The 15,017-nt window shown below is 52.1% G+C and carries 12 protein-coding genes; 7 read left to right on the forward strand and 5 right to left on the reverse strand.

The annotated features are described in order from the left end of the window. Nucleotides 1–16 precede the first annotated feature (16 nt). A complete protein-coding gene (locus tag PG728_RS02890; protein ID WP_270625705.1) occupies nt 17–829 on the forward strand; it encodes a hypothetical protein in 813 nt (270 codons plus the stop codon). A gap of 169 nt (nt 830–998) precedes the next feature. On the opposite strand, the gene PG728_RS02895 is transcribed toward PG728_RS02890, so the two are convergent. Both PG728_RS02895 and PG728_RS02900 read right to left on the reverse strand, forming a co-directional pair. Beyond that, nucleotides 999–1,442, reverse strand: a complete 444-nt coding sequence (locus tag PG728_RS02895) for a DUF3021 family protein (protein WP_270625707.1) — start codon at nt 1,440–1,442, stop codon at nt 999–1,001. A 42-nt stretch (nt 1,443–1,484) separates the two neighbouring features. Continuing rightward, entirely contained in the window at nt 1,485–1,958 is a 474-nt protein-coding gene (locus PG728_RS02900) for a LytTR family DNA-binding domain-containing protein (RefSeq protein ID WP_270625709.1), read from the reverse strand. Nucleotides 1,959–2,324: 366 nt separating this feature from the next. Between PG728_RS02900 and PG728_RS02905 the strand changes: the two genes are divergently transcribed. The 5 genes from PG728_RS02905 to PG728_RS02925 all read left to right on the forward strand — a co-directional run bounded on the left by PG728_RS02905 (nt 2,325) and on the right by PG728_RS02925 (nt 8,227). Then, nucleotides 2,325–2,606 carry a type II toxin-antitoxin system RelB/DinJ family antitoxin gene (locus tag PG728_RS02905; RefSeq protein WP_270625711.1) on the forward strand — a complete coding sequence of 94 codons (282 nt, stop codon included), beginning with the start codon at nt 2,325–2,327 and terminating at the stop codon, nt 2,604–2,606. Between the two features lie 44 nt (nt 2,607–2,650). Next, nucleotides 2,651–2,884, forward strand: coding sequence for a type II toxin-antitoxin system YafQ family toxin (locus PG728_RS02910; protein ID WP_270625978.1), 234 nt, complete (start codon nt 2,651–2,653; stop codon nt 2,882–2,884). 105 nt (nt 2,885–2,989) lie between these two features. Beyond that, nucleotides 2,990–3,475, forward strand: a complete 486-nt coding sequence (locus PG728_RS02915; RefSeq protein ID WP_270625713.1) for a hypothetical protein — start codon at nt 2,990–2,992, stop codon at nt 3,473–3,475. A gap of 100 nt (nt 3,476–3,575) precedes the next feature. Then, nucleotides 3,576–5,150, forward strand: a complete 1,575-nt coding sequence (locus tag PG728_RS02920) for a Y-family DNA polymerase (protein ID WP_270625714.1) — start codon at nt 3,576–3,578, stop codon at nt 5,148–5,150. Next, on the forward strand, nt 5,147–8,227 hold the full coding sequence (locus PG728_RS02925; protein WP_270625716.1) for an error-prone DNA polymerase: 3,081 nt from the start codon (nt 5,147–5,149) through the stop codon (nt 8,225–8,227). The genes PG728_RS02920 and PG728_RS02925 overlap by 4 nt, the downstream gene beginning before the upstream one ends. Before the next feature lie 202 nt (nt 8,228–8,429). Here the strand turns inward: PG728_RS02925 and pepN are convergent, their stop codons facing one another. Next, nucleotides 8,430–10,988 carry an aminopeptidase N gene (gene pepN / locus PG728_RS02930; protein ID WP_270625718.1) on the reverse strand — a complete coding sequence of 853 codons (2,559 nt, stop codon included), beginning with the start codon at nt 10,986–10,988 and terminating at the stop codon, nt 8,430–8,432. Between the two features lie 61 nt (nt 10,989–11,049). Continuing rightward, on the reverse strand, nt 11,050–13,029 hold the full coding sequence (locus tag PG728_RS02935) for a M13 family metallopeptidase (protein WP_270625720.1): 1,980 nt from the start codon (nt 13,027–13,029) through the stop codon (nt 11,050–11,052). A gap of 62 nt (nt 13,030–13,091) precedes the next feature. Between PG728_RS02935 and PG728_RS02940 the strand changes: the two genes are divergently transcribed. Further along, nucleotides 13,092–13,952 carry an Fpg/Nei family DNA glycosylase gene (locus PG728_RS02940; protein WP_270625722.1) on the forward strand — a complete coding sequence of 287 codons (861 nt, stop codon included), beginning with the start codon at nt 13,092–13,094 and terminating at the stop codon, nt 13,950–13,952. Between the two features lie 122 nt (nt 13,953–14,074). Here PG728_RS02940 and purU read toward each other — a convergent pair whose 3' ends face one another. Continuing rightward, the gene (purU, locus tag PG728_RS02945) at nt 14,075–14,929 is read right to left on the reverse strand and encodes a formyltetrahydrofolate deformylase (RefSeq protein ID WP_270625724.1); all 855 of its coding nucleotides are present in this window, start codon (nt 14,927–14,929) and stop codon (nt 14,075–14,077) included. Between the last annotated feature and the right edge of the window lie 88 nt (nt 14,930–15,017).

The raw sequence follows: 15,017 nt of genomic DNA on the forward strand, positions 1-15,017 counted from the left end.
CCGTTAAAGTGGCGTTATGAACAATTTCTTTGACCTCGACTGTTTTTTACTGAACCCCGAACTATCTAAAGAAGTGAGTAGTGACCACGTCCGCACGTGGCTTGAGTACAAAGCAGGAGGAGGAGTAGAAGATCCTGATTCCTCTGATGGAGCTCGCTATTTTTATAAAGAGCTGTGGGGAGAGCGTCTAGGTATTACTGTTCGTGAATGCCGTAACACATTTAGTCGGAGACCGTCTAAATACGTCCAGGGGGATTGGATGTGTTCGGTGTGGACAACCCTTAAGTATGCTCTGCAGCAGACTTACAAAGAAAATGAAAATGGATATGTGTGGTTCCAAAAGCCCGATATTGAAAAAACCTTTACCAAAAATGGAGATGTAACGAAAAAGACTTTTGATGCAATCTTGAAGCACTTTGACGAATTCAGGGAAGTGTTCGAAGAAAAAACTGTGCAAGAATTTATTCGCTCAGCATACACTTCGGCAAATCTGATTATTGTGCCAGATGGATTTAATGTTAAGCGTAACAACCGAGCTACCGAGGATTACTGGGATTTAACTTTAAAGAAGTATTACCAAGATAAAGAGTCTCTTTTCTATAAACTTCGAAATGATGATGGAAAATATGACGTGGCTACGCCTTTTCGAAAGCTGCTTAAGAAAAATCAGGAAGAGGGCGATCCGTTGTGTCTTTCTCCTTGGATAGACGAACAAGGTAATCCGATTCTTTTGCCACATTCGCCTAATGATGATAAGGACAACTGGCGTGAGTTGATGGCAGAAATGACTAGGCGCATTACTTGCCGGCGTGAGCTAATGGCTCAATAGACCGGCTACAAAACGACTAGCCGCTAAGAATCGCTAACCGCTTTCTTCCTAGGTTAAATATCCCGCCCAGCCCCGCCCGGTTTAGTGGCGCCTAAAACCATATTCTCTATTCTCTGTTTTGGATTTTCCCGTTTACCTATTTGAGTAAACGGGAATCCGGGAGGAGAGTTTATTGCAGTTTTTGGTTCATCTTTTTGACTTCGGCGCGATCCACTAGCCAATTGAATAGCCAAATCAGTAGATAGATAAGCACTATGATGATGATTACCCCGAGCATATCGAAGCTAGAGCCCCACCATTTAAGGTAGCTGCCAGCTACAATCCCACAGATAAGTATGATTCCGAAATGCAGGGCGGTGTTGAGGATGAGCGGGCGGGTTTCGTTACGGTAAAGCAGCCCAGCGAAGTTACTAATGATGCCGTAGGCTGCGTAAATAAGCCGCTCAATTAATACTGCCACGTTTTCGTTACCAAAACTGTTTAAGAATTCTGGGACCCCAGGGTAATAGCTAGAGGAAGAAAGAGAAGAAAAAATAAGTTCAATACTGGTGCCGATAGTGATCCCAATGCAAGCCCCTACCAGGGTGAGACCAATTATTTTTTTAGTTTCCATGGGTTTTATCCTTTGTGTGAGTTAGAGGTTTTCTTCGGGGGGTTAGATTCCGAGCTTGGACTTGAAAGCTGGAAGTTGCCGGCGGGAAACGTAATAACGAGAGCCATCTTTTAGCTGGACACTAATCGTTCCCGCGAAAGAAAGATCAAGTTTCTTGATCGCGGCAATATTGACAATTTCCGATTGCGAAATACGTACAAAATCGCCTGCAGGTAGAGATTCTTCGAGTTCATACATTCGGGCTTTAATCCGCCAATCACCCTTACTGGTGTGGGCAAACACCGCTTTCTTTTTAGTAAAGAACGCGAGTATCGCGCGCACTTCCAACACCGTGGCGTCATTGCCGCTTGTTCCGATGAGGCGGCGAAGCGGGCGCTCGACTGCGGGGGAGGAAGAGCTATCCAAGCTACCGGAAGCGAGCCTTTGAATCGCTTGCACCTCAGCATCGACCTCCCGCGCCGTTACCGTCACGATAGTTTCGGTTACGGTGGGATCAATCGTGAGCGTGAATTTCATTCCGTTCCAACTCCTTTCCTCTTGCACTTACCGGCAATATTGCGCAAAACCAGGACGTTTGCGTATCTGCTACTTACAGTTAAAAGCCTTAATGCCGGCAGTACAAGTAATCTGAACTAAGCGGTATAAAACCCGTGCCAAGCGGGCAGATTTCGAGCCTCCCGCCCCTCCTCAAAGGTAGATTTTCTACCCTGAAAGTATCCCCAGAAAATGTCCGTGGTTGCTGCTGCCCTGGGAACTTGCGTGCAGTCGTTGTGGCGAAGACGCTACCGGGTCTATCTGTAATTTGTAAATACTACTTCTGTCGTGAAAAGTATTGATTTATTCGTGCGTTTAGCATACTATGCACGTAAAAGGAGGTCTTTTATGGCTACAACAAATATCAGTATTCGTATGGATGCAGCCTTGAAAAAAGAGGCGGATCAGCTATTTAGTGAGATGGGAATGAATATTTCTACCGCGTTTAACGTTTTCGTGCGGCAAGCTATCCGCGAGCGTGCCATTCCTTTCCAGATTCAACTAGGCAACCCCAATAGGGAGACGATTGCCGCCATGTTAGAGGCGGAACAGATTGCCAAAGACCCTCGCGTTCCCGGCTACGCAAGCGCCCATGAAGCATTTGCTGCCGCTCTTAGCGAGGGCGACTAATGACGCACTATGCCATTAAGTAGTCCTCGCAGTTTCGCAAATAACTGAAAGCTGCTAAAAAGCGGGGAAAAGACCTCGGAAAACTAGAGAGAATCGTTGACCTTCTGGCGAGCGATGCTCCTTTACCGGAAAAGTGTCGAGACCATGCGCTAACTGGTAACTGGGTAAAACATCGAGAGTGTCATATCGAACCAGACTGGTTGCTGATTTGCTATAAGCAAGACGACGTGCTGGTGCTGTCCTTAGTTGCAACCGGATCCCACTCAGATCTCTTTTAGAGTCCGAGCCACTAATCTGTATCTCTTAAAGGTAGATTTTCTGCGCTAAAAGCACTCCCGGAAAAAGGGGTGACAAATTGGGGGAGGCTCCCTATAATCGAACGTATGTTCGATAAGTCTGCTCAGTTGCAGCGCCTAGAAAGGGCGCGCCGGGTCTTGGCGAACCGTTCTCGCCCGGTAAAGCCGCTGGCTAGCGCTTATCAACAGGTAGCGGGCGGGGCGGGGCTGCTAGAGCTGGCCGCCGAAAAAATGGGGGAGAGCGGCTGGGCAGTATTCCTAGATTTTCCAGATCTGGGCTGGCAGCGAGCCTGGCAAATCGGCTTGGACTTAAGGCGGGTAATCACCATTCCCTATACCGGCGGCAGCGCCCTGGCATGCGCCCAACTTTTCGTTCCCTGCACGGCAGTCCTGGCTATCGGGATGGTAGATTATGGCCCGCAGCAACAACGGATTCTAACTGCGAAAGCGCGCCGCTCCGGCTGCGTAATTCTGTCTGCTCCGCCCTGGGCGGGCGCTATCTCCCTAGAAGCTAGCGCCCGGCACTCGACAAGTTCCCCTGGGGCAGTAACCGCTATAAAGGTGAGTGCGTGATGGATTCTCTACACTCTGCAACCCCGCCACCGACGTTATTAGGAGCGTGCCTGACCCTTGGGTTCCTCCTAACTATCCCGATTAAGGCGAGGAGGATGCGATGAATGACAGATTACTAGCCCTCTATATCCCCGAGTGGCCAGCCCAAGCCGCTAAGCTCCCCCTAGATGAAGCGGTGGCGCTATGCAGTGGCGGGCGGGTGCAGGCAGTCACGGCTCCCGCGCGCGCCGCCGGAATCAGGCCGCAGATGCGGCTAAAGCAAGCGCGCGTCCTCTGCCCCTCCCTGAAAGAAAAACCCTACTCACTGGCAGCTGCGGAACTGGCGTTTCAACCGGTTATCGAGGGCGCAACCCAGCAACTCTATTCCCCCAAGTGTTGGTTTCCGGGGCTGGTGACCGCCGCTTTAAGTCGCAGTCAGCGCCGCGCAGAATCCGATCTCGCCGAAAAGCTAACCGAGCAGTTAGCGCAGATAGGATACGCGGTGCAAATCGGAATCGCGCGGGGTACTTTAGCGGCGAGCCTATCTGCCCGCGAACAGCTACTGGTTTCTGATTCCCAGCTAATGCCGTTTCTTAGTGCGCAACCCCTAAGTAGCCTGGGATTTTTCTTGCGTCCGGGGATAAAAATAAGCGGATTTGATTTCTCCGACCAGTACCTAACAAAAATGACAGACAGCCTAACCCAGCTGGGAATCACCACTTTGGGGCAAATGTGCGCCCTGGGACGCCCGGCGCTGATTCGCCGGTTCGGCACCCTGGGGGCGCTTAGTTACGACTTAGCTAGCGGGGAAAATCTAGAGGACGCAGCCAGAGTAAAAACCGCGCCCGCCTCACCCGGTCTCTACCAATTCTTCACCCCGCCCGCCAGCTCCCTCACCCAGCTGTTACTGCCAGCCCGGGCATTAGTAGTAGAAATGTATGCCCGCCTGCGCGCAAACGGGCAGGGGTGCACCCAGGTGCAGTTTATTTGCCGCTGCGAAAACGGGAAAGTACTTAGCCGCAGCTGGAACCTGGGGGTAGAGGTCAGCAGCAAAGATCTAGTAGCGAGGATAAAACACCAGTTAGAGACAGTTACAGTTGGAGGCGGCGGCAGCGAAGCCCTGGGGGCGGTCTCCCAGATAGAGCTGCATCCCTTAAAGACGGTAGAGGCCCGCCAGGCAATGACCCCGCTTTGGGGACGAAACACGGATCCTCCTCAGGAAGTAGATCAGGCAGCCCGCAATGCCAGCTCTTTATTAGGTAAAAACGGGGTGCGGGTACCGCATTTAACCAGTGGATACGATCCGCGTTCAGTGATTGAACTAAAAACTTGGCAAGAGCGGGGCGCTCAAAGGCGGCCGCGCCCTAGAATCGGGGCGCTCAGTGGGGTAGCCCCGGAAATAGTGTTCATGCACCCCAAACCGGTCGGAATTATCGATAGTCGTGGACGGAAAATCCTGCCCGGACGTGACGGACAGTTAAAATCCCCGGTCAAATGGGTGCAGGTGGCTGGACGGAAAATCGAGGTGCAAAAAACCGAAGGTCCCTGGCCTATAAATGGACAGTGGTGGCGCCAGGATGCTCCCAGTCGGCTAGGACCGCGAATCTTTCTGCGGGTTTACGGCGAAGAAGAAACCTTACTGCTGGTGTACCGCAAATCCTCCTGGTGGCTAGACGCCTGGGAGGGGCAAAAATGAGCGGCTATATCGAGTTGCACGCCCATTCTGCCTATTCCTTTGCAGTGGGGGCGTGTTCGCCGCGCGAAATGGTGCGCGGGGCGAAAAAGCTGGGGCTATCTGGTCTAGCGCTGCTAGATTATGACGGAGTTTACGGTTTGATGGAGGCGCGCGCCGCTGCCCGCCAAGCCGAACTGCCCTTCCTGCCGGGGTGCGAATTTACTTTAGAGGACGAAACCCATCTGCCAATTATTTGCCGCTCTAGCCAGGGATATTCCGCTTTAACCGGGGCAATCAGTAGCCATCACCTAGCTGCCGGCAGACGCGAAGCAGACCGGCAAAACCTAGCCAAACTAGCCCAGTGGGCAAAAGGGCAGTGGCTAGTATTAACCGGCACCCGCGCCGGGCCGCTGCGGAGCGTGCTTTACCGCTTTGGAATCGCGGCGGCTACCCGCTTCCTCGAACAACTAAAAGAGCTGTTTGGGGCAGAAAACATAGCGGTAGAGGCCGCCTTAGCTGGTTTCGATGGGGAAGAGCGCCTAGCGGCACAGCTAGATCACTTGGCGCGCAAAACTAAGCTGCCGCTAGTGGCTACCAGCGCTGCCCGCTGTGCTAACCCTGCCAGTCAACGCCTAGCAGATGTTATGACCGCTACCCGCCTGGCGCGTCCTCTCGATAAAATCCAAGACGACTTGCCGGCTTGCCATGCCATGTTGCGTAGCGAAGCTGAGATGCTTCGGATTCATCGGCAATTTCCGGGCGCAGTCGATAACGCTGCCCAGATAGGTAAAGACCTGATTTTTGATTTTTCTACCCCCGCGCCGCATCTGCCTTTAGCCCGGGTGCCGCCCGGTTATAGCGCCGACTCCTACCTGGAGCAGCTTTCCTGGCAGGGAGCGCGTAGCCGCTACGGGGATCCGGTGCCAGGAAAAGCCGCAGAGACAATTCAGCAAGAATTGAAAGTGATTTTCCAAAAAGGATTCTCCGGATATTTCCTGATCGTAAAAGAGATAGTGGATTATTGTTTTTCCTCCGGTATCTATGTGCAAGGACGCGGCTCCGCCGCCAACTCCGCAGTCTGTTACTGCCTGGGAATCACCGCGGTAGATGCGGTACGCCACCAAATGCTATTCGACCGCTTCCTAACCCCAGACCGTAAAGATCTACCCGATATTGACCTGGATATTGAATCTAACCAACGCGAAAAAGTACTTCAGCACGTCTACGCCAAATATGGACGAGAAAACGCTGCTCAAGTAGCTAATGTGATTAGTTACCGTCCGCGAGCCGCCCTAAAAGACGCCGCCCGCGTCCTCGGATATGACGCGAGAACTGCCGCCAAATGGGCACGACTAGACCGCAACTCCTTACCGGAAAACGTACAAAAAATAGCGGGGCAGCTACAAAAACTTCCGCGCCACCTGGGGATCCACTGTGGTGGAATGGTGCTTTCCGATAAAGCACTCACCGAAGTAGCCGCGATTAACTGGGCAAATATGCCAGGGCGAACCGTGGTGCAATGGGATAAAGACAGCTGCGCCGAAGCCGGGTTAGTGAAAATCGATTTACTGTCCCTGGGAATGATGGGGGCGCTACGTACCGCGTTTGAAACTTTAGAAGCGCATGGCGAAAAATCGCCCTCCGGAAAGCCCTGGCGCCTGCATAACCTACCTCCGGAAGACCCGCGCGTGTACCAGCTATTACAGGCAGCCGACACGGTTGGGGTTTTTCAAGTAGAGTCCCGCGCCCAAATGTCTACCTTGCCGCGGCTAAAACCAAAATGTTTCTATGACCTGGTAGTCGAAGTTGCTTTGATACGCCCCGGCCCTATCCAAGGGCAAGCCGTAAACCCTTATCTGGCACGCCGCTTAAGGCGCGAAAAAGTCACCTACCTGCATCCGCTGCTAAAACCCGCCCTGGAACGCACCTTGGGGGTGCCACTTTTTCAAGAACAACTAATGCGGATAGCCAAAGATGCCGCCGGGTTTAACGGCTCCCAATCAGATAACCTGCGCCGGGCAATGGGACGCAAAAACCCGGGAGAACACTTAGCCGATTTGCGTGCCGAGTTCTTCAAAGGCATGGAAAAGAACCAGATCCCGCCACCGGTACAAGAAAAAATCTGGGCACAAATGTCCGGTTTCGCCGAATTTGGTTTCCCAGAATCGCACGCTTTTTCCTTCGCCTACCTGGTATATGCTTCTGCCTGGCTAAAAGCCTATTATCCCGCGGTATTCTATGCCGCAATCCTCGCTAACCAGCCGATGGGTTTTTATTCCCCGCAATCATTAATCTCCGATGCGCGCCGCCACGGCCTTAAAATTCTGCGCCCAGACGTGAACACTTCTCAGAAGGATTCCATCCCCGGAACCGATTTAGCCTCGCTAAAGCTGGGGCTAGCGGAGATTCGCGGAATACGCCCGGTTTGGATAGAAAAAATTCTTGCCGCTCGCAATGACAACTGTGGGCGGCGTTTTAAAACCCTAGAGGACTTTACTTCCCGTAGCCAGTTGCCTACATCTGCCTTAGAACTTCTGGCTACCGCAGGGGCACTGTCTTCCCTGGGGGTGACCCGCCGCGAATCCCTCTGGCGTGCGCCCCTGCTAGCCGCCCCGCAAAACCGTTTCTACCAGCTAGAACTGCCAGGGCTTGCCCTTACAGAAACCGCGCCACATTTCGCGCCCTTAACTACCGGGGAGCAAGTAAAATGGGACAGTTTAGCCCTGGGGATCAGCCTGTGGGGATACCCCACGAAACTGCTCAGGCCAGAACTTAACCGGCGCAGAATCCTCCCGGCCGCTGGGTTACGCCCGCAGTTAGCCGGCAAACGTATCCGGTGCGCCGGGATAGTTACTCACCGCCAACGCCCCCACACCGCCAAAGGGGTAGTGTTTTTATCTTTAGAGGACGAAACCGGGCTAGTAAACGTGATCTGCCAAGTTGGTTGCTGGCAGCGTTACCGCCGCCTCGCCCTCAGCCAAAACGCCCTAATCGTCAGAGGAGTGCTGCAAGCCAAAGACGGAGCCCTAGCCCTGCTAGCCGATAAAATCGAGCCGCTAAATCTGCCAGTCCCCACCAAATCCCGAGATTTCCGTTAAATCAGCGCAGGCAGGGCAAACCGGCGTACCTCCTTTGAAGATTAGAAGATGATTTCAGCTATTAACCCGCTATTACCGCACAAATCGAGCGGGCAGTATCCAAAAAACTAACCCAAACCATACGCGGGTAGTTTACCTAGGAGTAAAAACCTGGGGTGGAGCAAACCTAAAGCTCCACCCCAGGTAAATATGAAGATTCAAACTATTTACCAGTGCGAGCCCTGCGCGAACGCCGCGCCCCATCTAGTTCTTCTAGTACCAGGCGGCGCAGCGCCTTATCGGCATCTGGGTTCTCTGCCAACCAACGCTCTGTCCGCTCTACCAGGTCAAAGCCTTCCCGGCTTTGGAGAGCTAAGGGGTAAAGCCCGCCAACCAGAGACTCAGCAATGTGCATGGTGCGCTGATCCCAAATATCGCCCAGCGCCGCAAAATAAGGCTCGATCATATCGGCACCATCTGCTGGTTGCAGCCAGAGGGAACGCGCAATCCCGGCAGTCAAAGCATCAATCTGCCCATTGGTCAAAGAAGTATCTTCCAGAACCCGCTGTGCCCACTGCGCCTTGTTCTCTCGACCCGGCAGGGCAGCGTGCGCCAAGAAAGCATTCTCCCGACCGGTAATAGTGTCGTCACTTTCTGCCATTTTACGAATCATATCCGCGTTGGCCTGCCCATTAGCTGCTAAAGCAAAAAGCATATCCCAACGCAAATCCGTATCTACGTTTACCCCGTCCAAAACCGAAGCGTTTTCAAACCAGTCTTTAACTGTTTGCACCTCACGAGCCCCAGCTACCTGCAAGAATGCTCGCACCAACTGACGTTGCCGGTCAGAACCGGGCTGCGCGTCCTCGGCAAGAGCCTGCAGAGCGGGAGCCAACATTCTTTGAGCGCCATCCGGATTGGCTGCATAGTAGCAAAGAGCACCTTGAATATGACGCAAAATACCGCTGAGCACAGAAGAGTTGGATTCGTGTTTGAGCGCTCCCAGTGCCATTTCAAGATATTTAGAAGCCGACAAGTCCCCATCACGCACCATATCCCAAGCGGCACACATCACCACTGCTCGGGGCAGAGAATCCACGAAACCACCGACATGCGTATGTAGCAGATTCCAAGAATCCTTATCGAACCTGATCTTGGCGTACGCCAAATCCTGGTCATTGAGCACATATACGTCATGTTTAGTGCCAACTAGCCCCGGAACTGCAGTTACCTCACCTTTAATATCCACGTCGGCGCGACGCGCAAGACATAGCTTCCCGTTAGCATCAAAATCATAAGCACCCACGGTAGTGGCATGAGGGCGTAGACTGGTTCCCTCCTGAGGCAGGGACTGTAGGATTTCAAAACTGCTAACTTTACCGTCTTTGTCTCGCTCAATGCGAGATTCAAGTTGTGTAATACCGGCTTGAAGTAGCCAGACTTTACTCCAATCCTTAAGGGAGCGTTCGCTGGTTTTTTCTAACTCACCCAAGAAATCGGCAAGGGTCGCATTGGAATACTCGTGCTGGGCAAAATAGTTGTGGAGGGCGACCAAAAAGTTATGTTCACCAACATAAGCAACCAATTGGCGCAGCACGCAAGCGCCTTTGGAATAGGTGATGCCATCGAAATTGACTTCCACATCCGCCAAATCGGTTATAGGAGCCACAATCGGGTGGGTAGTGGGCAGCTGATCACAATTAACCCCCCAGACTTTGCGCATCGTAAACCCGGTCCAAGCGTCACTAAAAGAAGTCCCTTCTGCCATGCACCAGTACGACATGAACTCGGCAAATGATTCGTTTAGCCACAGGTCATCCCACCATTTCATAGTGACTAAATCCCCGAACCACATATGAGCCAGCTCGTGCAAAATCGTATTGGTAAGCTGCTCTAGCTGCGCCCCAGAAGGTTTAGTGCGGAAAATGTATTCATCTCTAAAAGTAATGCAGCCAGCATTTTCCATTGCCCCCGCGTTATATTCGGGAACAAAAATCTGGTCATATTTACTGAAAGGATAGGGGCGAGCAAAGCGGGATTCGTAAAAACGGAACCCCGCAATGGTTTGCTCGAATACAAAATCCGCGTCCAGATATTTAGCTAGCGATTGCCGGCAGTAAACCCCCAAGGGAATAGTGCGCCCATCAATACTGGTAAGTACCGATTTCACGCTATGGTAAGGACCGGCAACCAGGGCGGTAATGTAGCTAGACAGTAGGGGGGTGGGGGCGAAGCGGAAGAGATTTTTCTTCTCCTCTCCTGCCCGCTCTACTTTTAACGACTCCGGTTCGGGAGTATCCATATTGGAAAGCACCGTCCAGCTTGCCGGTACGCTCACATTGAACTGGTAGGTAGCTTTCAGGTCGGGTTGTTCAAAACAGGCGAATACCCGGCGGGCATCGGGTACCTCGAACTGGGTATAAACATAGGTGAGGCCATCGGCCGGATCGGTAAAGCGGTGCGCGCCCTCGCCAGTATGCATATAAGCGCAGTCAGCCACCACTTCTAGATGGTTTTCCGCCTTCAGGTCGCTAAGCTCAATCCGGCTGTCGCGATAACAATCAGTCCCCAAATCTTGTCCATTTAGCTGGATGGAGCGCACTTTAGGGGCAATTAAATCCACGAAAGTGCTTGCGCCCGCTTCAGCTTCAAAATCAATCACGGTGCGGGAGGGAAAAGTTTCCCCATTTTCCGATAGCTCTACCTGGACGGTGTAAGCCACTTTCCCGATAACGTTCTGGCGTGTTTGTGCCTCAATTTTTGTCAGGTTCTTCCCCGGCATTTCCTCTCCTGTTTTTGAAACTATTGTATGGCTTGATTTTACGGGTTGATTGTATGAGTGGCTATTCCCAAATTCTTACCCGCTCGCCTGGCTCCATCCAGAGTTTATCGGTGGGCGTGGTCTGGAAAGTCTCGTGGAAAGCATCCAAGTTACGTACCACCCCGTTACAGCGGAATTCGGCAGGTGAATGTGGATCAATCACCAGGCGTTGGCGGGCAGCTTCCGGGCGGATAGCGGTGCGCCAAACCAGCGCCCACGAGAAGAAAAACTCTGGGGCTAGATTACCCTCGTCCGGATGGGCATTCTTCCAAGCCTGAAAAGCTATCGCTAGTCCTCCCAAATCACCGATATTTTCCCCAATGGTTAAAGCCCCATTTACGTGTACGTCCTCTCCAATAAGTTCCGTGGGGGTGTAACGGTCATATTGAGCAATGAGGGCGCCGGTCCGTTTGGTAAATTCCTCCCGGTCAGCTTCGGTCCACCATTCATTAAGTTTCCCGTCCCCGTCATAGTGAGAGCCTTGATCATCAAAACCGTGACCGATTTCGTGACCAATTACCGCGCCAATACCTCCAAAATTGGTAGCCCAGGAAGCCTCCGGGTCAAAAAATGGAGGCTGCAATATCGCGGCAGGGAAAACGATTTCATTAGTGAGCGGCGAATAATAGGCGTTTACCGTCTGCGGGCTCATATGCCATTCTTCTCTATCAACCGGTTGCATTATTCGCCCGAGCTGAAAATCGGTTTCAAAAGCGCTAGCGGCGCGAATCATATCGACCAAAGTATCGCCGTCATTGAAGCTAAGACCACTATCGTCTCGCCAAACGGTGGGGTATCCGATTTTCGCAGTAAACTTTTCAAGTTTTTCAAGGGCGCGCTCGCGGGTTTCTTGCCCCATCCAGTCCAGTTTTTGAATCGCGCTGGCGTAGGCTTTTAGCAGTTCATCTACCAGTTTTTCCATTGTGGCGCGGTGTTCGGGCGGGAAATGATAGGTCACCCAGGCGCGCCCTAATGCTTGGTCGAGGACGCTCTCAACCGTACCAACAGCGCGTTTCCACAGCTCCGGGCGCTCAGGAGTGCCAGAAAGAATAGTTCCGTAGAATGAAAAACGCAGTTCTTGCAAGGTCTCAGTTAGATAGGGCGCAAAGGCGAGCACAATCTTCATTTCCAGGTAGTGCTTTAGGGTTGTTAAATCAGTTTTGGCCCATAAGCTCGAAAATCCTTCCTGGTAGGAAGGCATATAAAGATTAATTGGGGAGGCTTTATTTTCGAGTTTAAGACCAAGCCCCTGCGCCCAAGCAGCGTAAGCGAACCCGCTATTTTTATCGCTAAATTCCTCGAAAGTAGTGGGGTTATTGGTAGCTTGCGCGTCCCGGCTACGCACACTGTCCCAATGATGAGCCGCTAGCTTAGTCTCAAAATCGAACACTTCCTGCGCAAAGTCGGTTTCTTCCCCGCTTTGGCAAACTTTGCTTTCTAAGGCCATTTTAGCCAAAAATTCCCGGTATTTTTCCCGAATTTCCTGGTGTTCATCCTGATGGTAATAGGATTCATCGGGTAAGCCGAGGCCGCCCTGGTAAAACTGTGCAATATAGCGAGAGGGATTCTCGGCATCTACGCTGACCAAGAAAGCCACCGGGGAGTCAATTCCCTCTCGTTCCAACTCACCTAAGATTTTGGCTAGTTCATCGTGACTGTCAGCTGCTAAGAGTTTTGATAATAGGGGGGCGATGGGCTCTGTCCCTTGGGCGTTAAGGGAATCTAAATCCTGGTAGGCAGCAAACAGTTTCCCGATACGCGCACTATCAAAGTCCCAGCGTTCCTGACTGATTTCGCTGTTCTCCAGGCGAGCTAGCGTTCCTAAAGCAGCTTGTTCACATAGTTTGCGACACTTAAGCAGCGAATCTTCAACCAGGTTGCGAAAGGCACCATCTACTGCGCGGTCAGGTGGAATTTCGTAAGTGTCTAGCCATTTTCCATTTATATAGCGGTATAGGTCGTCTTGCACGCGAGGGGTTTTCCCCAGGGTAGTTTCACTCATGTTTTAAGCCTAAATAATTCAAGCGGTTTGGCAAACGGAAGCTGACAGGAAAGAATCATAATATGCCAGAGGGACATTCTATTCATCGTTTAGCCATCGCTTTTACCGAGCTATCGAAACTCGGTATTGCGCGGGCATCTTCCCCACAGGGACGGTTTTCTGAGGGCGCGGCCGCCCTCGGTAACGCAAAAATTACTCGCCCCTGGGCGTGGGGTAAACACCTGTTCCTAGATTTTGAGGTTCCGCAGCCAGCGACTTTGCATGTACATCTGGGTCTATATGGTTCTTGGAAGTTTCAGGCCGGGCAGGGGATAACCCTACCTGGTCACATCGGAGCGCCCCGGATGCCCGGAGAACACCCTGGCGATACCTATTCGGAAGTTAAAGGAGATTTTAAGCCTTTACCTCCCGGCGAAAATGTGCGGCTGCGGCTAGAGTTTTCGCGAGCGGTAGCCGATTTGTCTGGTCCTAACCAGTGCGAACTGCTAGATAAAGAGGGGGTAGATAAAATTTTAGCCCGCCTCGGCCCTGATCCGCTGGTGGATTCTTGCACAGATGAGGATTTTATTGAGCGTGCCCGCAAAACTGCTCGCCGGATAGGCGAAGTAGTAATGGATCAATCCTTTATTGCGGGCCCGGGCAATATTTACCGCGCCGAATGCCTGTTTCGTTGCCGGATTAACCCGAACCGGCAGGCGGCTAAAGTCTCGGTCAAACGATTGCAAGCTCTATGGGAAGACCTGCGTTCCCAAATGCGTAGGGGGTTAAAAGAGGGATTAATTTGTACTACTGATGATCCCTCTCAAGGGCGTTTTTGGGTTTACCAGCGTTCGAGGCAGCCCTGTCGGCGTTGCGGAACAACAATTCGCGAACAGGTTCTAGCAGGTAGACGCAGCTATTGGTGCCCGAAGTGCCAAAAGTAGGCAAGGTTTCTTCTTCTGGTAAATCGTCCTCGAATGCGGTTGCCTGCAAATGGGTTTAGCTATACGAAAATAGCCTAATCTGTGCGCAAAAACGCAGGGCACTCCCTATCTGTAGGCACGCCCTATTCAAAAACCACAGTGCGGTTACCGTTTAGCAGGATTCGCCGCTGGGAATACCAAGTCACTGCCTGAGCCAACACCCTACGCTCTACATCCTGCCCCTTTTGCACCATGGAAGCAGTAGAGTCCCGGTGCGAAACCGGAATCACCTCTTGGGCAATAATCGGACCTTCGTCTAGATCGGGGGTTACGAAATGAGCAGTTGCCCCAATTAGTTTCACTCCCCGCTGATGCGCCTGGTGATAGGGACGTGCCCCCTTGAAAGAAGGCAAGAAAGAGTGGTGGATATTGATTACTTGGCCGTGCAGGCGCTCGCAAACCTTATCGGAAAGGATCTGCATATAACGGGCAAGCACCACCAGTTCCACATTTTCCGCATCGATGAGGGCGAGCAGTTCTTCCTCTGCCTTTGCTTTAGTGTCTTTTGTCACCGGGATACACAGGAAGGGCGCATCATAGAACTGGGCGAGAGGCGCCAAATCCGGGTGGTTACCGATTACTGCCACCACTTCGAGCGGTAGATTCAGATTGCGGCGGCGATATAGCAGGTCAGACAGGCAATGTCCCTCTTTGGAAACCATAATGATGGTGCGAACCTTCTTGCCGACCTCATTGACGGACCAACGCATCGAGTACTGCTTCGCCAAGGGGGTAAAAGCCTCCCTAACTTCCTGGACGTTGCGCCGGGTGTGGATTTCTACCCGCATAAAGAAACTTTCGGTTTCGGGATCATCGAACTGTTGAGAATCGACAATGTTGCCCTCTACCTCGACAATCACTTTCGTTACGTCATGGACAATTCCAGGACGGTCAGGACAGGACAAGGTTAAGACCAGATGCGATATGGGTTCGTTCATGGCGCAAACTATATCAGCGACTGGGTGCTTCCTGCTTTTTGACACCAAAATTTTCGTTATCAAGATGTGATAAAGCGGTGACGTGAAT

It is taken from the genome of Varibaculum timonense (assembly GCF_027694345.1).
Lineage (GTDB): Bacteria > Actinomycetota > Actinomycetes > Actinomycetales > Actinomycetaceae > Varibaculum > Varibaculum timonense_A.